At 61.8% G+C, this 17301-nt stretch carries 18 protein-coding genes; 10 read left to right on the plus strand and 8 right to left on the minus strand.

Annotated elements, in window-relative coordinates:
* The first annotated feature begins 261 nt into the window (after positions 1-261).
* Positions 262-1251, plus strand: coding sequence for a threo-3-hydroxy-L-aspartate ammonia-lyase (locus tag ACSQ2Z_RS08000; protein WP_436080704.1), 990 nt, complete (start codon positions 262-264; stop codon positions 1249-1251).
* Positions 1252-1332: 81 nt separating this feature from the next.
* On the opposite strand, the gene ACSQ2Z_RS08005 is transcribed toward ACSQ2Z_RS08000, so the two are convergent.
* The 4 genes from ACSQ2Z_RS08005 to ACSQ2Z_RS08020 form a co-directional block, all read right to left on the minus strand.
* The gene (locus ACSQ2Z_RS08005; RefSeq protein ID WP_436080705.1) at positions 1333-2742 is read right to left on the minus strand and encodes an adenylate/guanylate cyclase domain-containing protein; all 1410 of its coding nucleotides are present in this window, start codon (positions 2740-2742) and stop codon (positions 1333-1335) included.
* 167 nt (positions 2743-2909) lie between these two features.
* Positions 2910-3074 carry a hypothetical protein gene (locus ACSQ2Z_RS08010; RefSeq protein WP_436080706.1) on the minus strand — a complete coding sequence of 55 codons (165 nt, stop codon included), beginning with the start codon at positions 3072-3074 and terminating at the stop codon, positions 2910-2912.
* Positions 3064-3210: a hypothetical protein gene (locus ACSQ2Z_RS08015; RefSeq protein WP_436080707.1), complete on the minus strand. Its 147-nt coding sequence runs from the start codon at positions 3208-3210 to the stop codon at positions 3064-3066. Before ACSQ2Z_RS08015 ends, ACSQ2Z_RS08010 begins: the two co-directional genes overlap by 11 nt.
* A 99-nt stretch (positions 3211-3309) precedes the next feature.
* Positions 3310-4338, minus strand: coding sequence for a zinc-dependent alcohol dehydrogenase family protein (locus tag ACSQ2Z_RS08020; protein ID WP_436080708.1), 1029 nt, complete (start codon positions 4336-4338; stop codon positions 3310-3312).
* Between the two features lie 186 nt (positions 4339-4524).
* Between ACSQ2Z_RS08020 and ypfJ the strand changes: the two genes are divergently transcribed.
* From ypfJ to ACSQ2Z_RS08055, 7 genes are all read left to right on the plus strand, one after another.
* A complete protein-coding gene (gene ypfJ / locus ACSQ2Z_RS08025) occupies positions 4525-5454 on the plus strand; it encodes a KPN_02809 family neutral zinc metallopeptidase (protein WP_436080709.1) in 930 nt (309 codons plus the stop codon).
* Positions 5455-5638: 184 nt separating this feature from the next.
* Positions 5639-5974 (plus strand): hypothetical protein, encoded by a 336-nt coding sequence (locus tag ACSQ2Z_RS08030; protein WP_436080710.1) that lies wholly within the window; start codon positions 5639-5641, stop codon positions 5972-5974.
* An 87-nt stretch (positions 5975-6061) separates the two neighbouring features.
* Entirely contained in the window at positions 6062-6382 is a 321-nt protein-coding gene (locus ACSQ2Z_RS08035) for a hypothetical protein (protein ID WP_436080711.1), read from the plus strand.
* A 358-nt stretch (positions 6383-6740) separates the two neighbouring features.
* Positions 6741-7994 (plus strand): TCR/Tet family MFS transporter, encoded by a 1254-nt coding sequence (locus tag ACSQ2Z_RS08040; protein ID WP_436080712.1) that lies wholly within the window; start codon positions 6741-6743, stop codon positions 7992-7994.
* A gap of 95 nt (positions 7995-8089) precedes the next feature.
* On the plus strand, positions 8090-9193 hold the full coding sequence (locus ACSQ2Z_RS08045; RefSeq protein ID WP_436080713.1) for a flavodoxin family protein: 1104 nt from the start codon (positions 8090-8092) through the stop codon (positions 9191-9193).
* A 2-nt stretch (positions 9194-9195) separates the two neighbouring features.
* A complete protein-coding gene (locus ACSQ2Z_RS08050; RefSeq protein ID WP_436080714.1) occupies positions 9196-9888 on the plus strand; it encodes a UdgX family uracil-DNA binding protein in 693 nt (230 codons plus the stop codon).
* Positions 9889-10085: 197 nt separating this feature from the next.
* A complete protein-coding gene (locus ACSQ2Z_RS08055; protein WP_436080715.1) occupies positions 10086-11492 on the plus strand; it encodes an MATE family efflux transporter in 1407 nt (468 codons plus the stop codon).
* A 52-nt stretch (positions 11493-11544) separates the two neighbouring features.
* Here the strand turns inward: ACSQ2Z_RS08055 and carA are convergent, their stop codons facing one another.
* Positions 11545-12750, minus strand: a complete 1206-nt coding sequence (gene carA, locus ACSQ2Z_RS08060; protein WP_436080716.1) for a glutamine-hydrolyzing carbamoyl-phosphate synthase small subunit — start codon at positions 12748-12750, stop codon at positions 11545-11547.
* Positions 12751-13031: 281 nt separating this feature from the next.
* On the opposite strand from carA, the gene ACSQ2Z_RS08065 reads away from it, so the two are divergent.
* Positions 13032-13490, plus strand: a complete 459-nt coding sequence (locus tag ACSQ2Z_RS08065) for a GatB/YqeY domain-containing protein (RefSeq protein ID WP_436080717.1) — start codon at positions 13032-13034, stop codon at positions 13488-13490.
* On the opposite strand, the gene ACSQ2Z_RS08070 is transcribed toward ACSQ2Z_RS08065, so the two are convergent.
* The 3 genes from ACSQ2Z_RS08070 to ACSQ2Z_RS08080 all read right to left on the minus strand — a co-directional run bounded on the left by ACSQ2Z_RS08070 (position 13465) and on the right by ACSQ2Z_RS08080 (position 15068).
* Positions 13465-14352, minus strand: coding sequence for a hypothetical protein (locus ACSQ2Z_RS08070; protein ID WP_436080718.1), 888 nt, complete (start codon positions 14350-14352; stop codon positions 13465-13467). The genes ACSQ2Z_RS08065 and ACSQ2Z_RS08070 overlap by 26 nt on opposite strands.
* A 127-nt stretch (positions 14353-14479) precedes the next feature.
* Positions 14480-14812, minus strand: a complete 333-nt coding sequence (locus ACSQ2Z_RS08075) for a BrnA antitoxin family protein (protein WP_436080719.1) — start codon at positions 14810-14812, stop codon at positions 14480-14482.
* Positions 14766-15068, minus strand: coding sequence for a BrnT family toxin (locus ACSQ2Z_RS08080; RefSeq protein ID WP_436080720.1), 303 nt, complete (start codon positions 15066-15068; stop codon positions 14766-14768). The genes ACSQ2Z_RS08075 and ACSQ2Z_RS08080 overlap by 47 nt, the downstream gene beginning before the upstream one ends.
* A 174-nt stretch (positions 15069-15242) precedes the next feature.
* Here ACSQ2Z_RS08080 and dnaG point away from each other — a divergent pair, with 174 nt between their 5' ends.
* Positions 15243-17297 carry a DNA primase gene (gene dnaG / locus ACSQ2Z_RS08085; RefSeq protein WP_436080721.1) on the plus strand — a complete coding sequence of 685 codons (2055 nt, stop codon included), beginning with the start codon at positions 15243-15245 and terminating at the stop codon, positions 17295-17297.
* Positions 17298-17301 lie beyond the last annotated feature (4 nt).

The raw sequence follows: 17301 nt of genomic DNA on the forward strand, positions 1-17301 counted from the left end.
CAGGCTAGAAGCGGCTTATAGGGAAATGTGCGGGCAAGCGGAACCCCGAAAATGCGTCAATGGACAGGAAAAGTGGCAGGCGCGATTGAGGCGAACGGCTTGCTGTCTGTCGGTCATGTTACGCAGGCCTCATCTGTGCCGGAAAACTCCCAGTCTGGCGGATAACCGGAGGTCGGGTAGCCGTCCGGCCCGGCGCGGTCCTGTTCTCCTTGCGCTGCTCCTCCTCAGCTCGATAGTATCGATGAACTGGAGGAGGCTTGCATGACCAATCCCTCGGCGCCCATTTCGTTGAGCATCCCCACATTCGACGATGTCCGGATCGCGCAGACGCGCATTTCCGGCGCCGCGCACCGCACGCCCGTGCTGACATCGCGAACAGCGGATGGGATAGCGAAGGCTACTCTGTTCTTTAAAGCAGAAAATATGCAGCGGGCCGGCGCCTTCAAATTCCGTGGTGCTTACAACGCCATCGCTGCCTTGGACGCATCGGCACGGCAAAAGGGCGTCGTCGCATATTCGTCCGGCAATCATGCTCAGGCACTCGCCTATGCCGCAAGGCTCCAGGGCGTTTCTGCGACGATCGTGATGCCGCTGGACGCGCCGGACATCAAAGTGGCGGCGACCAAGGGTTATGGCGCCGAGGTGATCTTTTATGACCGGTACACGGAAGATCGCGAGGAAATAAGCCGCCGCCTTGCTGTGGAGCGGGGCGCTACGCTCATTCCACCTTATGACCATCCGGAGGTCATTGCCGGACAGGGCACCGCCGCGCTGGAACTGATCGAGGAGGTCGGAGAGATCGATATGCTCGTCGTGCCCCTGGGCGGCGGCGGCTTGCTTGCCGGCAGCGCACTGAGCGCCGCCGCGTTGTCACCCAACTGCGCGATCGTCGGCGTCGAGCCAGAGGCTGGCAATGACGGGCAGCAATCCTTGCGGAAAGGCGAGATCGTTCATATTCCGGCACCGAAATCCATCGCGGACGGTGCGATAGTCACCCACATCGGTGTCCGCAACTTTGCCATCCTGAAAGGCACGGTTGACGAGATCGTGACGGTTACCGATGCGCAACTGGTCGACACCATGCGGTTCCTTGCCGAGCGCATGAAGATCATTGTCGAGCCGACCGGCTGTCTGGCCGCAGCGGCCGTCATGCACGGAGCCATCGCCTGTGCCGGCAAGCGCGTCGGCGTCTTGTTGAGCGGTGGCAATGTCGATCTGAAAACGTTCAACATGCTCCTGGGCAACAACTGAGTTTTCAGCGTTTTCGAGACCGGCTTACGGCACATGAGAGCCGGAAATCTGTCAAATGCTCTGGCCGATTACCTCGGTCTCTCACGGAATCGTAAAAATGTTGATCTGGTCGGTGATGCCGCGCAGCGCGACATTGTGCGATGTCGGTGTCACGCCGTGCTGCGCCAGGAGGTGGAAGGCACGTGGATCGTCAAGAACGGAGCCGGTGGCGAAAATCTCGCGGGATGTGGCGAGGTGCTGCACGCGCGAGGCAATGTTCACCGTCTGGCCGAAATAATCCTGCCGCTCGTTGAGGCTTACCGCGATGCATGGCCCTTCATGGATGCCGATTTTCAGAAGCAGGTCCTCGCCGCCGCGCTCCTCATTGAGCTTTCGCATCGCGTCGCGCATGCGCATGGCTGCCGCGACCGCCCGGTCGGGCGTCGGAAAGGTGGCCATCACGGCGTCGCCGATCGTCTTTACGACCGCACCGGCCTCGGCGCTGACAATCTCGTGCAAGATGCTGAAATGCGTCTTCACCAGATCGAAGGCCGCGAGGTCGCCGACGCGCTCATAGAGTTCTGTCGAGCCGCGCAAGTCGGTGAAGAGGAAGGTGAGGCTGGTGATCTTCAGCCGCTGGTCCACGTCGATCGTGTCGGTGCGGTAGATGTCGCGGAATGTCTGGTTGGTGAGCAGGCGTTTCGCAGTCAAAAACGGGCGCCGGCGACCGAGCAGATCGTGCAGCGCATCGTTTGCCAGGCACACGGACGGCAGGGTGCGAACCTCGGTGTGATTTTCCACCATGATGCGCACGGGCCCGGGCCGCAGCTCCAGCGTCTCGCGGTGCTGGAAACCGCGGTCGAAGACGAGTGAAAGGCTCGTTCGTTCCTTTGTCGGCTCGCCCTTCACGTCGAGGAATTGTGCTGCATGCGTCACCGGTTCGAAGACCATGACGAAGCCTTCCGGCAACTGCAGTGATATGACCGCCTTTTCTCCCGACGGCAGTTCGAGCGCCTCGAGAATGAACTCGTCGACCTTTGCCTCGTAATCGTCCTCGGGCATGTCGATGCCCGAGCCCCAGTAGATCTGGCGGAAATACTCGAGTGGCGGCAACTCGTGGGGATTATGAGCTTCGATGTGGCGCACGCGCGGATTGACCGTGAAGGTCACCTCGACCATTTCGTCGAGCGTCGGCTCGTAGCCGGCAGCACAGAGCGCACAGGTATATTCGTCGTTCTGCACGGTCTTCAGCGAAGTATTGGCATCGAGTACGCCACCGCATCCCGGACAAAGGACGTTCCACGACATCTCGAACAGGCCGACCCGCGACGCATGCAGGAACGCGTTGATCGTCTGCTCCTCGTCGAGCCCTTCGCTTGCGGCAAACGCCAGCGCGTTCAAGCGGCCGAGTTTGCGGTCCGGCGCGTCACGGACGAGCCGCTCGATGGCGTCAACAATGTCCGGCTTTGCCGATTGGCGCAGCACCGCGAATAAAGAATGGGCCTCACTCATCCGGGCAGTCTACACCAATTCGAGTGCATGGGGCAGCGTGTGGCTTCGAAACGCCGATCTTTTCTGACTGGGGTAGCGGCAGCGAGGGTGCTGTATTTTTCCCGGCACCACCGTGCGATCCAGACCATCAGATCGGCAATGCTCAAATTCGCATTGGTTTTCCAAGACTAGCGCGCAAATAACAGCTCGATAACCGCCTCTCCCGAAACAGCATCGGTCACACCTCGGCCCTCGCCGAGATCTTCCAGCATATGGCGAAAGACATCGAGATTGCTGATCATTTTCGGCCGTGCGGCGACCAAATGATCAAAACTGTCCCATTCACTGACCATAGGCGCTGTCAGCGGTTTTGATCAGCGAGAATTTTCGCAATCCCTCGAAATCGCGGGGGAGGTTGCGGAAGAGAGTTTCGAACTCCTCATGCTGACCAGGTTTCGGGCGAAACCGACCCACACCATATGCCGTCATGTTGCTCCCCTTTAGCCATGAGTTCACCGCACGCGCAGCCGCGCCGCGTAGTCTTATATCATGCAACGGCAGTAAACCGGAGAATGCACTCGGTCGCGTTCACGCGCCACCCGTCACCACCAGCACCTTCACTTCGCCCGCCGCCGGCGGGCTGCCGATCACCGCCGGGGCTTCATCCAGCGTGATCTTTCGCGATATCAGCTTTTCTACATTGATGGTGCCTGCGGCCACGAGGTCGGCGGCGCGGCGGTGAGTAAAGGGGTTGATGAAGGAACCGAGCACCCTGAGCTCCCGGAAGAGGATGTCGAACGGCTCGATCCTCACCTTGTCTCCCTGCGCCATGACGCCGAGAATGACGACGGTGCCGCCCGCCCTGGCAAGCCGGGTCGATTGCTCGACGGTTTCGGCGACGCCGGCGCATTCGATCACCACGTCCACGCCGCCCGGAACGAGGCCGCGAGCGCCAGCGATCTGCTCGACGACATCGCCGGCAGAGGGATCGACGCTCGCGGTAGCGCCGAGTTCCTCGGCCAGCTTTCGTTTCGCTTGCTGCCGGGTGGAGAGAATGACTGTCGTCGCGCCGGCAAGCCGGGCAAGCTGAACCGTCAATAGTCCAATGACGCCGCCGCCGAGCACCACGACGGAAGCCCCCGCCTTGATCTCGGCCAGGTCGACGCCGTGCAGGCAGCAGGCGAGCGGTTCGCAGAAGGCGCCGTGGGTCGCCGGCAGGGCGAGCGGGATTTCGAAGGCCTGTTTCTGCGGCACGATGACGTAGTCGGCGAAGCCGCCATCGCGGCTGATGCCGATGGCTTTCAGGTTACGGCAGAGGTTGACGCGCCCCGCCTGGCATTGCGGGCAGCGGCCGCAGCAAATGTTCGGATCGCCGGTAATGCGGGCGCCGAGCCGGAAGCCCTTCACCTCCGCGCCCATCGCCTCGATGATGCCGCAGAATTCGTGCCCGAGCGTCACCGGCGGCGTCGAGGGAAATTCGCCGTGCAAAAGGTGGCGGTCGGTACCGCAGATGCCGCAGGCCTCGACGCGGACCAGCAGATCGTCCGGGCCGGGAGCGGGTTGCTCTACCTCGCGAACGACCAGGTTGCCGATCGATTCCAGCCGCATAGCCTTCATGTCATCGTTCCTCCCAAAACAATGGGCGCCATACTGGCACGGCAAAGCCGACGCTGCCAACGGCATCGTCATGAAAACGGCGCCGCAACTTTATCGTTTTGATCTTGCACAAAATTGGCTCTCGCGCGTTATATGGTTTCCAACAAAGGCTCGATGGCCGCCAAGCAGAGACTGGGAGATCGCACCATGGAATGGAAAGGCCGCCGCCAATCAGACAATGTCGAGGACGTTCGCGGATCGAGCCCCTCCCGCGGCGGAATGGGCGGCAACCCTTTCGGGCGCGGCGGCGGCTTTCGCATCCCGACCGGCAGTGGCGGCCGCGGCGGCGGCATGAGCATTGGCACGATCATCTTCCTCGTCATCATCTATTTCGTCCTCAGAATGATGGGTATCGACCTCTTGCAGGTGATCGAGAGCGGGCAGGTCGGTTCGCCCGGCGTCGAGCAGACCGAAACGCAGTCACCGCGAGGCTCTGCGCAGGAAGAAACCAAAGCCTTCGTCTCGACTGTGCTGGCCGAGACCGAAGACACCTGGAACGGCATCTTCCAGGCAAACGGCGAAACCTACCAGGAGCCGAAGCTCGTCCTCTTCCGCGACGGCATCAACTCGGCCTGTGGCATGGCCTCCTCGGCCAGCGGCCCGTTCTATTGCCCGGGCGACCAGAAGGTCTATCTCGACATGGCCTTCTTCGACGAACTGGCTGAGCGCTTCGACGCGTCGGGCGATTTCGCCGAGGCCTATGTGATCGCCCACGAAGTCGGCCATCACGTGCAGAACCTGCTTGGCATCCTGCCGAAGGTGAATGCACAGCGCCAGCGCATGAGCGAAGCCGCCTCCAACCAGCTGTCGATCCGTGTCGAACTGCAGGCGGATTGCTTCGCCGGCATCTGGGGCAAATACACCGAGCAGAAGGGGATCCTCGAAAAGGGCGACCTCGAAGAGGCGCTCAACGCCGCCACCCAGATCGGCGACGACACGCTGCAGAAGCGCACCCAGGGCTACGTCGTTCCCGAAAGCTTCAACCACGGCACGTCGGCCCAGCGTTCGACATGGTTCAAGCGCGGCTTCGACAGCGGCAAGCTCTCGTCCTGCGACACGTTCAACAGTGACATCTGAGCGGTGGCGGCAGGATCTCTGTTCAAAAAATAGTGTTCGCGCACGGCGCCTGATCGCAAAAGGAACGGGCGCGACCTACATCTCCTTCTACAGCGCCGCGCGTCAAACATGACGCGCAAAGGACGCTGTAGCGCTTTGAAACTTCTGAACGGCGCGCCAAGCGGGGCCATGAAGGAGAATAGACATGAGGAAATTCGTCTTGACTGTATTTGCCGTCAGCGCTTTGGCCCTGCCGGTCGCGCCTCCCGCCGCCGCCGAATCGCTGGGCACCATTCTTTTCGGCCGCCCCCTGGAGCCCGGATTGCTCGTTATCGTCATGCGGCCAAGCTATCATGGTGACGAAGATCGTATTCCCTCGATCTATCGCTATCCCTCTGCCGAAACCATTGCCCGCGCGCAGAATGAAATCGCATCCAATCCCATTCTCAGGGAGGCACTGGAGCGCCGGAATATCCAGCCGCACAACGTCGTTGCCGTTCAGACCGCTGCAAGCGGCGGCAAGATCGTTTACGCGCGCTGATCGTCAGACTGCATTTACGCCAGCCTGTGGCAATCGCACCGGCGGACGTCGGCCGTTCGCTCGTCCACGTATGGAAAGGAGAAGACAGTGAAAAAGGCCCTGCTGTTGGCGCTTTTCGCCGCATTCGTCATAGCCGCCGCAAGCACCGCGATCGGGCCAGCCCATGCCCAGAGAGCGCCTGCCGGCATCACGATCGTCATGATCCGCGACTATTACGGTCCGGACGATTTCCAGCAGGTGTCGCCGATCTACCGATATCCTTCGCCGCAGACCTTGGCGAAAGCGCAGGAGGAGATCAGGTCGAATCCTTATATCCGTGCCCTCCTGCAAAGGCGGGGCATTTCCTTTCGAAATGTCGTCGGCGTGCAGACCGCCCTTAACGGCGGCAAGGTCGTCTATGTGAGGTGACGTGTCTGGCGCCGCCGATCATACGGCTGGAGCCGATTCATGCCGCCATCATGCCGGCACCGCTCCGGGCCTTCGTATCTCAAGAGGGCTAAAGGAACGTTTGCGGCACGCATCAATGTTCCGGCACCACCCATCACGAACATTGAAATGTTCACGGATTGTTTCGGTCAAAAAATTTCGATAAAGACGATGTGCCGGTTTCCGTTCGCGTTCCGTATTCGTTTTCAGCAGCCCGCCACTACAGTGCCGCGCGTCAAACATGACGCGCAAAGGATGCTGTGGCGCGCTTTAAAGCTGCTGCTAATTTTATCCTTAAATCGATTCCGATTTAAGGAATTGTGCAGGTGAGGTTTGTTCGATGATCGATGCCAAATCTGCGCGGCGCGGCCTGTCCCTCGTCTTTGTCATCCTGTTCCTCGATATCATGGGCATCGCCATCATCGTGCCGGTGCTGCCCGCCTATCTGAAGGAATTGACCGGCGATACGATCAGCGAGGCGGCGGTTGACGGCGGCTGGCTGCTGCTCGTCTATTCCGGCATGCAGTTTCTCTTTGCGCCGCTGATCGGAAACCTGTCCGACCGTTTCGGTCGCCGGCCGATCCTGCTTGCCTCGGTGCTGACCTTCGCGCTCGACAACCTGATCTGTGCCCTGGCGGTGAGCTACTGGATGCTGTTCATCGGCCGGGTGCTTGCCGGCATCAGCGGCGCCAGTGTCTCGACGGCCGCCGCCTATATCGCCGATGTCAGCGACGACACCAACCGGGCGAAGAATTTCGGCCTGATCGGCATTGCCTTCGGCACGGGTTTTGCGCTCGGCCCTGTTCTCGGCGGTCTGCTCGGCGAATTCGGGCCGCGCATTCCTTTCTATGGTGCGGCCGCGCTATCCTTCATCAACTTCCTGATGGCCCTGTTCCTGCTGCCGGAGACGCTGGAAAGCCATAACCGCCGCCGCTTCGAATGGAAGCGCGCCAATCCGCTCGGCACGCTGAAACAGATGCGCAGCTATCCCGGCATAGGCTGGGTGCTGCTCGTCTTCTTTCTCCTTTGGCAGGCGCATGCCGTCTATCCCGCCGTCTGGTCCTTCGTTGCCTCCTATCGCTACGATTGGTGCGAGGGGCAGATCGGCCTGTCGCTCGGCATTTTCGGCATCTGCGGCGCGCTCGTCATGGCCTTCGTCCTGCCCAAGGCGCTCCCGCTCATCGGCGAATGGAAGGCCGGTGCCGTCGGCCTGATCTTCAGCGGGCTCGGCCTCGCCGGCTATGCGCTGTCGGTCGAGGGCTGGATGATCTATGCCGTCATCCTCACCACCTGCCTGGAAGCGCTCGCCGATCCGCCGCTGCGCAGCATCGCCTCGGCCAACGTGCCGCCGTCGGCGCAGGGTGAACTGCAGGGCGCCCTGTCCAGTATTGCCAGCTTCACCACCATCCTCGGCCCGCTGATCTTCGCCCACATCTTCAGTGTCTTCACCGCGCCGCAGGTGCCCGTCACCTTCGCCGGGGCGCCCTATATACTCGCCGCCACCTTCGTCGCCGGTGCGATCGCCGTCTATTTCCTGAAGGTGCGCCCGGCCTCCGCCGCACTTGGCGCGGAGAACGCGACACAGTCCGGCTGAGCGCGCTGCCCGGCGCGTCCGTGCGCGGGCGCCCGTTGGAACATTCGGCAAACCACTCCGTTTGAAGATCATGCGAGCGGAGCGGAGGATCGAACATGAACGGCGGGAACGGCAAGGAACGACGCATTCCGGCGCCCCGCGAGGGGACGCCAAGCCCGCGGCTCGACGAGGGCGAATTCAAGCGTCGCTTTCTCATCCAGTTTAAGGACAAGGCTTTTGATCCGTTGACCGCTGAACTCGACAAGATCGCGTCGGCTGCATGGGATGCCTATGATCATCACCGTAAAAGCCCGAAAACGAAGAAAGCCGGCCCCGGCTATGCCGACCCGGACTATGAGCTTTCGGCCGACTGGATCGCCGCCCATCACGCGGTCGAGGAAGCCCAGCGACGGCACGATGATCCGTTGGCGCCGGCGCGCATCCTGCTGATCAGCGGTTCGGCCCGCAGCGAGCACACCTGTCCGGGGGAAATGTCGAAATCCTATCGGCTGGTCGAGATCGCGCGCGAAGTCATCGCGAGGCGGGGTCCCGTCGAGGTCGAGGTTCTGCAGCTCGATCGCCTTGCCTCCGAATATGGACGGCATATCCATCCCTGCAAGGCGTGCTTTTCGACGTCGCCGGCCCTCTGTCACTGGCCCTGTTCCTGCTATCCCAATCATTCGCTCGGCCAGACGCAGGACTGGATGAACGAGATTTATCCGATGTGGGTCGCCGCCCACGGCGTGATGATCGTCTCGCCGGTCAATTGGTACCAGGTTTCCTCGCCGGTCAAGCTGATGATGGACCGGCTGGTCTGTGCCGATGGCGGCAATCCCGACCCGACCTTGACGCAGGGCAAGGATGCGGCGCTTGCCAAGAAGATCGAAATGGAGGGCTGGCATTATCCGCGGCATCTGGCCGGCCGGCTCTTCTCCGTCATCGTCCATGGCGATGTCGAGGGCGTTGAAAACGTCCGGCGCAGCCTGTCGGACTGGATGAAATACATGCAGATGACGCCGGCAGGGCCGCTCGCCGAACTCGATCGCTATATTGGCTATTGGAAGGAATATGCGGTCTCGCACGAAGAACTCGATGCCGATACCGCCATCCAGGACGAAGTGCGCAACGCCGCGCAGACGCTGCTCGACGCGGTGCTGGCGAAAAAGGCAGGCAGGATGATCTCTGCCGGGGCGGAGCTGCAACAACCGCGGCAGAAATGATGATGAGGCGAGCTGCCGATCCCCAGGAGGAACAAGCCATGCCGGTCAAGACCCTGCGCAAGCCGAAACCGCCCCCCGCCTTCACCGGCGAGCGAGCCGACGGTGCCTCCATCGCTGCCCTGCACCGGCAGGCGGAGGATTGTGAACGGTGCGACCTTTACAAGCACGCGACGCAGGTCGTCTTCGGTGAAGGACCGCCGCATGCGCCGGTCGTTCTCGTCGGCGAACAGCCGGGTGACCGCGAGGACGAGTTGGGCCGGCCCTTTGTCGGCCCCGCCGGCCGGCTGTTGGATGAATGCCTGCGGGAGGCCGGCGTCGATCGATCGCTCTGCTACGTCACCAATGCGGTCAAGCACTTCAAATTCGAGCAACGGGGAAAGCGGCGCTTGCATTCCCGCCCAAATGCCGGCGAAATCCAGCGGTGCGCTTGGTGGCTGGCAGCGGAAATCGAGCTGCTCGAGCCGAAATTGATCGTCGCGCTGGGGGCAACCGCGCTCTACGCGCTGATGGGTCGCTCGATAGGATTGACGAAATATCGGGGTCATCTCCTGAAGACCATGAACGGCACGCCGCTGCTCGTGACGGTCCATCCGTCCTACCTGTTACGGATCCGCGATCGTGACGAGGCCCAAGCGGCAAGGCAAGCCTTCGTCGTGGACCTGGCGCGCATGCAGTCGTTTCTGCCGCCTGAATGACGAAGGGCAAGAAAACAGGCCGTCGCGCTGCCCGCGCGAAAACGCGCCCGCAAAATGATCAATTTTTGTGATGCTTAGATGAAAAAATAAGCGCTTTGGTGTTTGTTGCTGGTGCTTTACCGGTGGTTGCTTTATTTCGGTGTCTTCCGTTATGCGGCCCATTCCGGCTGCGACGAAGCCAAGGGCTCAAATCTCACATGTTGACTTCGACCCAAACGCAGACGGGCGTCCGCACCGACAATTCCTGGCCTTCGCATTACCGGGCGAGCATTGCGCTCGGCGTGCCTTTCGTCGGCGCGCAACTTGCGCAGTTCGCCATCCATGCGACGGACGTGCTGATGGTCGGCCGGCTCGGCACGACGGAGCTTGCGGCGATGGTTCTTGCCGCCCAGACGTTCTTCACCGTCTTCATCTTCGGCTCCGGCTTTGCCAATGCCGTAATCCCCGTGGTTGCACAGGCGCAGGGCCGCGGCGACCGCGTCGCGGTCCGTCGCGCCGTGCGCATGGGCATGTGGGCGGTGCTCGGCTATGGCGTGCTGACCGCACCTGTGTTGTGGCATGCCGAAACGGTGCTGCGCGCCATGGGCCAGCAGCCCGCGGTGGCGGCTCTCGCGGGCAACTATCTGCGGGTCGCGCTGTGGGGCATGTTCCCGGCGCTGTTGTTCATGGTGCTGCGCGGCTTCCTCAGTGCGCTCGAGCGGGCGGGCGTCATCCTTTACGTCACGATTGCCGTCCTCGTCGTCAATGCTGCGCTCTGCTACGTCTTGATCTTCGGCCACTTCGGCGCGCCGGCGCTCGGCATCGTCGGCGCTGCGATCTCGGCGCTGGCTGTCAATACGCTGAGCTTCGTGCTGCTCTTCGCCTATATCCAGATCACGGCGGAAACCCGTGGCTACGAGATATTCGTTCGCTTCTGGCGCTCCGACTGGCCGGTCCTGAAGGAGGTCGTCAAACTTGGGCTGCCGATCGCGATCACCATCCTTGCCGAAGTCAGCCTGTTCACGGTCGCCTCGCTGCTGATGGGCATGATCGGCACCGTCGAGCTTGCCGCCCATGGCATCGCGCTGCAGTTCGCCTCCATCGCCTTCATGGTGCCGCTCGGCCTGGCGCAGGTGGCGACCGTCAGGATCGGCCTCGCTCATGGCCGCCGCGATGCGGAAGGGATCAAGCGGGCGGCGATAGCGGTCCTCGTGCTCGGCTCAGCCTTCGCCCTCATCAGCAGTGCCGTCTTCGCGCTTTTCTCGCATGAGCTAGCCGCGCTCTATCTCGATACCCGCCGGCCGGATGCGGCCGAGGTTCTCGCCTATGCCGGGCCGCTGATCGTAATCGCCGGCGCCTTCCAGCTGGTGGATGGCGTGCAGGCGTTGGCGGCCGGCATGCTGCGCGGTCTGAAGGATACGACGGTGCCGATGATGCTGGCGCTGGTCTCCTATTGGGCAATCGGCTTCGTCGCGGCCTACGTGTTGGCCTTCCATGCCGGTTTCGGCGGCGTCGGCGTCTGGTACGGTTTCGTGCTCGGCCTTGCTGCCGCCAGCATCTCGCTCACCTGGCGCTTCTTTCGCTTCCTGTCGCACGAGAGGAAGACCCTGGCCGTGGTGGCGTGAACGAAAAAGGCCCGCGTGATGCGGGCCCTTGCATGTGTGTCGCTGCGGAAAATTACCGCTCGGCTAGAGCCGGCTCGCCCTTCTTCTCGCGCACCAGATTGATGAAGCGGCGGAAGAGGTAGTGGCTGTCCTGCGGGCCGGGGGAGGCCTCCGGATGGTGCTGGACGGAGAAGACCGGCTTGCCGGTGACGCGCAGGCCGCAATTGGTGCCGTCGAACAGGGAAACGTGAGTCTCCTCAACGCCTTCAGGCAGCGACTTGGAGTCGACTGCGAAGCCGTGGTTCATCGAGACGATCTCGACCTTGCCCGTCGTGTGGTCCTTGACCGGGTGGTTGGCGCCGTGATGGCCCTGATGCATCTTCTCAGTCCTGGCGCCGAGCGCCAGACCCAGCATCTGGTGGCCGAGGCAGATGCCGAACAGCGGGATATCGCTTTTGATGAGGTCCTTGATCACCGGAACCGCATATTCGCCGGTCGCCGCCGGGTCGCCCGGGCCGTTCGACAGGAAGATGCCGTCCGGCTTCTGCGCAAGCACCTCTTCGGCGCTCGCCGTCGCCGGCATGACGGTGACTTTGCAGCCAAGGCCTGCGAACAGGCGCAGGATGTTGCGCTTGACGCCGAAGTCGAGCGCCACGACGTGATGCGTCGTCTCGGTTTCGCCAAGCGTGCCGTAGCCCTCGTTCCACACCCAGGGCTTTTCGCTCCAGCGCGACGACTGGCCGGAGGAGGCAACCTTCGCAAGATCGAGACCTTCGAGACCGCTCCAGGCTTTCGCTTCCGCCTTCAGCTCATCAAGTTTGAAGACGCCGTTCGGATCGTGCGCGATCACCGCGTTCGGCGCGCCGTTCTCGCGGATCCATGCGGTCAGCGCCCGCGTGTCGATGCCGTAGAGGCCGATGATGCCGCGTGCCTTCAGCCAGGCGTCGAGGTGTTTTGCGGCGCGGTAGCTGGAAGGATCGGTGATGTCGGCCTTGAAGATGACGCCGACCGCGCCGTGGCGGGCTGCCGGGGTCAGGTCCTCGATGTCCTCGTCATTGGCGCCGATATTGCCGATATGCGGGAAGGTGAAGGTGACGATCTGGCCGAGATAGGAGGGGTCGGTCATGATCTCTTCATAGCCGGTCAGCGCCGTATTGAAGACCACTTCGGCCTGTACCTTGCCGGTGGCGCCGATGCCCTTGCCTTCGATGACGGTGCCGTCGGCCAGAACGAGCAGGGCGGTTGGTTTTTCGGTGGTCCAGGGCGCGGTGCCGGTCATTGTCTTCATCCCGTTCAGGCGGCGCGTTGCAGGCGTTCCATGGGACGCCTGCCGGCCGTTTTGGTTCGCAGGCGGGCAGAAGCGGGCGTTGGGCGCGCGCTGTCAGGCCTGGTCACGATGTTTGTGCAGGTGACGGTAAATAGCTGCCGCTTCGCACAAGGTCAATCTTGAAGACGGACGGATAGGGTTTTTCCTTCAGCTTTTACCGGAGATTTGCGCAATTCGTTTGCTCGCAGCTGTTCGGCTGGTTTATGAAGCGCCATTCAACAGGAGTAAGCACAATGATGCGCGATCAACTCGCCGCCGCCCTCAAGGATGCGATGAAATCGAAGAATGCCGCGCGGCTTTCCACCATCCGCCTGGTTCAGGCCGAGATCAAGAGCCGCGATATCGCCAATCGCGGAACCGGCAAGGGCGATGCCAGCGACGACGAAATTCTGCAGATTCTCGCCAAGATGGTCAAGCAGCGCGAGGAATCGGCAAAGATCTACGAAGAGAACGCCCGCCCCGAACTCGCCGCCAAGGAACGCGCCGAGATCGCCGTCGTGCAGGAGTTCATGCCCAAGCAACTGTCGGAAGCCGAAGTACGGGCGAACGTCGCCGCCGCGATCGCTGAAGCCGGCGCAGCCGGCCCGAAGGACATGGGCAAGGTCATGGCAGTGCTGAAGGAGCGTTATGCCGGCCAGATGGATTTCGCCAAGGCGTCTTCTGTCCTCAAGGAACTGCTGTCAGCTCTCTGACCGCCGGCGCTGATGCGGACTGGCGGTGGAAGGCCGCATCGATGATCGCGAATTTTTCAGCCTGGTAGGTCAGATACTCCCGCACGAAGCCCTGCGACAGCCAGAGCGCATTCCTGCCGGAGACATTTTCGAAGCCAACGCTGCCCACCGCCGCCGCCTTGTTCAGCAGCCGCTTCAGATGCGTCTTCGAGATCATGTAGCGGTCGCAGATATCCGCCGGCGAAATCGGGCCGACCAGGGTTCGCGCCGCGTCCGGATCGAAATCTTCGATCATGGCGATGAAACAATCCATAACGACGCCGCCGGAATTGGCCCAGGTGAAGAGGTTGAACGTCTCGCCGGGGTTGCGGACCTCAGCGCTTTCCAGGATTCCCCGCGCTATGGCGGGCTGAAGCCGCGCAAAGAGCGCCGGGTCCTCCGCCAGCACCGCCGCTCTTGCCCCGCCGTCCAGATGGTCGAGGATGGAAAGATGTGCATAGAGCCATTTCACCACCGATTGCACAGTCACATCCGTCGGCTCCAGCGGCCGCATGCGATTGTTCGGCGGGTTGTCGCTATGGCGGGCGAAGCGATAGGCGAGCATTTCCTGGATGAAGGCGGCGGCGGTGTTGCGGCTGGCAATGCGGTGTTCCACTGCGGCGGCAACGAAACGTCTGGCATAAAGCCCCTTGGCGGGGTCGCCCGGATCGCGCCGATAGTGCAGCGATAGCCCCAGCTGCGCCATCAGCCAGCGCTGATGCGAGGCAAAGATCGACATCAGCCGCGGATTTTCATCGAACATCGCCGTCAGTTCGGTGGCGAGCAAGCGCATAGCCGCAAAAAATGCGTTGCTGGAAATGAGATCGTGGGCTGCGAGTGGCATCAGGCGGGTTCCGGGAGGGCAGTCGACAGGTGCCGACAATTCATGTCTTGTCATGTCTTGCCTGACGTTTTCTATCACCTTTTTATTCGCGCGGTTGTTGGGTCTTGCAGCCGACAAGTTCGCGTGCCTAACCGTTCTTGGATTTCTTTTGCTCGGTCATGAAATGACGCAGCACCGCGTTCATCCGGGTTTGATAGCCCTTGCCGCTCTTCTTGAAGAAGGCGATGACATCCTCATCCAGCCTGATCGAAACGGCTTTCTTGGGAGTTGGGTAGACGATCGTTGCCTTCGACCAGTCGATATCCATGAACTCCGCCCAGTCGGGATCGTCCCGCATGGCGGACTTTATATCCTCGTCTGTCAGCGCCTCGACGCGTGCCCAGTCGGTGCGATCGTCGCCTTTGGCGACTTTCTCACGGATTTGTTCCAGCGAATATCTGACGATATTTTCTTTGCTCATTTTTGTGTGCCGCACGGGCGGAAATGATCCGGCAGGTTTCGCTTCGCATCGTGTAGACGATTGCGATTAGAATTCCCGACAAAGGACAAATCGCCAATGTGCGGACTTCTCCGTTTTTATCGGACCGACGTTCGATGTGCGGTTCGTTGAGTGCAGTCGCCGCCTTCAGAAAGTCGATGCCATGTTTCTCTACATTTCTTACTCGCTTGTCTTCGTCCCATTCAAAAGACGAAAACTGTAAATCAGAGCGATCCATTGAAGTTCCCAAAGGCATATCCTTCAGGCACGTCATGCGCCTTGCTGATTTTGTAAATATAAATGTACATACATCCGTCGTCCCTCGTCAACCTGTGAATTGCGGGTATGATGCGCAGCCTTGCTGGCGTGGGCCGCGATTGCCGCCTATATGGAAGCCAGCCCAGAGGTATTCATGCGTTTTTCCAATTCCTTCCTTGACGAGATCCGCGACCGCGTCCCGATATCGGACGTGATCGGCAAGCGCGTCACGTGGGATCGAAAGAAGACCAACGCCTCGAAGGGCGACTATTGGGCCTGCTGCCCGTTCCATGGCGAAAAATCGCCGAGCTTTCATTGCGAGGACCGCAAGGGCCGCTACCATTGCTTCGGCTGCGGCGTGTCGGGCGATCATTTCCGTTTTCTCACCGATCTCGACGGCATGGCTTTTCCGGAAGCCGTGCAGCAGATCGCCGACCTTGCCGGCATTGCCATGCCGCAGCCCGATGTCGAGGCCGAGAAGCGCGATCGCCAGCGCACCGGCCTGCAGGACGTCATGGAAATGGCAACGCAGTTCTTCGAGGCGCAGTTGCAGACCGCAAACGGCGCCAAGGCGCGCGCCTATCTGCGCGATCGCGGCCTGACCGGCCGCACGATCGAGACCTTCCGCCTCGGCTATGCGCCCGAAAGCCGCAACGCGCTGAAGGAACATCTGGCCGGCAAGGGTGTGCCGAAGGACCAGATCGAGGCCTGCGGCCTTGTCGTCCACGGCCCGGACATCCCGGTCTCCTACGACCGTTTCCGCGATCGCATCATGTTTCCGATCCTGTCGTCGCGCGAAAAGGTCATCGCCTTTGGCGGCCGCGCCATGTCGCCGGATGCGCCGGCCAAATATCTCAATTCCAATGAGACCGAGCTCTTCCACAAGGGCAACGTGCTCTACAATTTCGCCCGCGCGCGAAGGGCAATGTCGGGGGCCAGCCGCGTCGGCAGCGCCGCGCAAAACGGAAAACCGGTCGGCAACGCCGCGCAAAACGAAAATGGTGCGGGCACGATCATCGCGGTCGAAGGTTATATGGACGTGATCGCGCTGCACCAGGCCGGTATCGAGAATGCCGTAGCACCACTCGGAACGGCGCTCACCGAAAACCAGATGGCACTGCTCTGGAAGCTGACGCAGCAGCCGGTCCTCTGCTTCGACGGCGACGGTGCCGGCATTCGCGCTGCCAACCGCGCGGTCGATCTCGCCTTGCCGCATCTGAAGCCCGGTTTTTCCATGCGCTTCGCCATGCTGCCGGACGGCAAGGACCCGGACGATCTCGTCCGCCATGAGGGGCGCGGCCCCTTCGACAAGGTCATGGCCTCGGCCCGCTCGCTGTCGGAAATGGTCTGGCTGCGCGAGGCGCAGGCTGGAGGCTTCGATACGCCGGAGAGCCGCGCCCAGCTTGAGGCGACGCTGAAACAGGTGGTCTCGGTCATTGCCGATGAAAACGTCCGCCGCCACTACGGCCAGGATATCCGCGACCGGCTCAACCAGTTCTTTCAAGGGACGTCGCGCCGCGAGGGCGGCCAGCGAAATTTCGACCGCAACCAGCGCCAGGGCGGTGCAAACCGAAATGGAGGACAGGGGCGCGGCCAGCAGGGCGGGCGCACCTCCGAGCGCAGCGGCATCTCCGACCGGCTTGCCCGCTCGTCGCTCGTCAGCGGCCATCAGGCCCTGCCGCCGCTCAGAGAAAGCGTGCTGGCGCTGACCATCGTCAATCAACCGCAACTGCTGTTCGAGGAGTATGACGAGATCTCCGCGATCGACTATGACAATCGCGACCTCCAGCGCTTCTGGTCGTCGGTGCTCAATGCCGCCGCTGCCAGGGGGCCGCGCCTGTCGCGGGAAAACCTCGTCGAGCAGCTTGAGGCCGAAGGTTTTGGCGACCTGCTGAAATCGCTCGACCAGCAGATCCGCTTTGCCCGCCTCTGGACGGCAACGACGGCCGCCGCCCCCGAGGATGCGCGCGAAGGCTATATTCAGGCCTTGTCACTGCACAAGCGCACCAAGGCGCTGCTCTGGCAGCGCCGCGAACTCGAAAGCGAACTCGCCTATGCCACCGAAGAGGGCGACGACGACGCCGTCAGCCAGATCCTGCGCAACCTGCAGGAGGTCCAGCTGGAGGTGACGCGGCTGGAAAACCAGGAAGCCATCATCGACGGTTTCGGCGTGTTGTCGGGACGGGTGAAGGGGCCGGCGGGGAAGTAGTCCA

It is taken from the genome of Pararhizobium sp. LjRoot235 (genome assembly GCF_964254145.1).
GTDB lineage: Bacteria > Pseudomonadota > Alphaproteobacteria > Rhizobiales > Rhizobiaceae > Pararhizobium.

What these genes read in the sequence shown, in the direction of transcription:
- ACSQ2Z_RS08005 (WP_436080705.1), bottom strand. Translation starts at nt 2,742, where the DNA reads ATGAGTGAGGCCCATTCTTTATTCGCGGTGCTGCGCCAATCGGCAAAG.
- ACSQ2Z_RS08015 (WP_436080707.1), bottom strand. Translation starts at nt 3,210, where the DNA reads ATGACGGCATATGGTGTGGGTCGGTTTCGCCCGAAACCTGGTCAGCAT.
- ACSQ2Z_RS08070 (WP_436080718.1), bottom strand. Translation starts at nt 14,352, where the DNA reads ATGCCACTCGCAGCCCACGATCTCATTTCCAGCAACGCATTTTTTGCG.
- carA (WP_436080716.1), bottom strand. Translation starts at nt 12,750, where the DNA reads ATGACCGGCACCGCGCCCTGGACCACCGAAAAACCAACCGCCCTGCTC.
- ACSQ2Z_RS08065 (WP_436080717.1), top strand. Translation starts at nt 13,032, where the DNA reads ATGATGCGCGATCAACTCGCCGCCGCCCTCAAGGATGCGATGAAATCG.
- ACSQ2Z_RS08030 (WP_436080710.1), top strand. Translation starts at nt 5,639, where the DNA reads ATGAGGAAATTCGTCTTGACTGTATTTGCCGTCAGCGCTTTGGCCCTG.
- ypfJ (WP_436080709.1), top strand. Translation starts at nt 4,525, where the DNA reads ATGGAATGGAAAGGCCGCCGCCAATCAGACAATGTCGAGGACGTTCGC.
- ACSQ2Z_RS08000 (WP_436080704.1), top strand. Translation starts at nt 262, where the DNA reads ATGACCAATCCCTCGGCGCCCATTTCGTTGAGCATCCCCACATTCGAC.
- ACSQ2Z_RS08055 (WP_436080715.1), top strand. Translation starts at nt 10,086, where the DNA reads ATGTTGACTTCGACCCAAACGCAGACGGGCGTCCGCACCGACAATTCC.
- dnaG (WP_436080721.1), top strand. Translation starts at nt 15,243, where the DNA reads ATGCGTTTTTCCAATTCCTTCCTTGACGAGATCCGCGACCGCGTCCCG.
- ACSQ2Z_RS08075 (WP_436080719.1), bottom strand. Translation starts at nt 14,812, where the DNA reads ATGAGCAAAGAAAATATCGTCAGATATTCGCTGGAACAAATCCGTGAG.
- ACSQ2Z_RS08080 (WP_436080720.1), bottom strand. Translation starts at nt 15,068, where the DNA reads ATGGATCGCTCTGATTTACAGTTTTCGTCTTTTGAATGGGACGAAGAC.
- ACSQ2Z_RS08010 (WP_436080706.1), bottom strand. Translation starts at nt 3,074, where the DNA reads ATGGTCAGTGAATGGGACAGTTTTGATCATTTGGTCGCCGCACGGCCG.
- ACSQ2Z_RS08020 (WP_436080708.1), bottom strand. Translation starts at nt 4,338, where the DNA reads ATGAAGGCTATGCGGCTGGAATCGATCGGCAACCTGGTCGTTCGCGAG.
- ACSQ2Z_RS08045 (WP_436080713.1), top strand. Translation starts at nt 8,090, where the DNA reads ATGAACGGCGGGAACGGCAAGGAACGACGCATTCCGGCGCCCCGCGAG.
- ACSQ2Z_RS08050 (WP_436080714.1), top strand. Translation starts at nt 9,196, where the DNA reads ATGAGGCGAGCTGCCGATCCCCAGGAGGAACAAGCCATGCCGGTCAAG.
- ACSQ2Z_RS08040 (WP_436080712.1), top strand. Translation starts at nt 6,741, where the DNA reads ATGATCGATGCCAAATCTGCGCGGCGCGGCCTGTCCCTCGTCTTTGTC.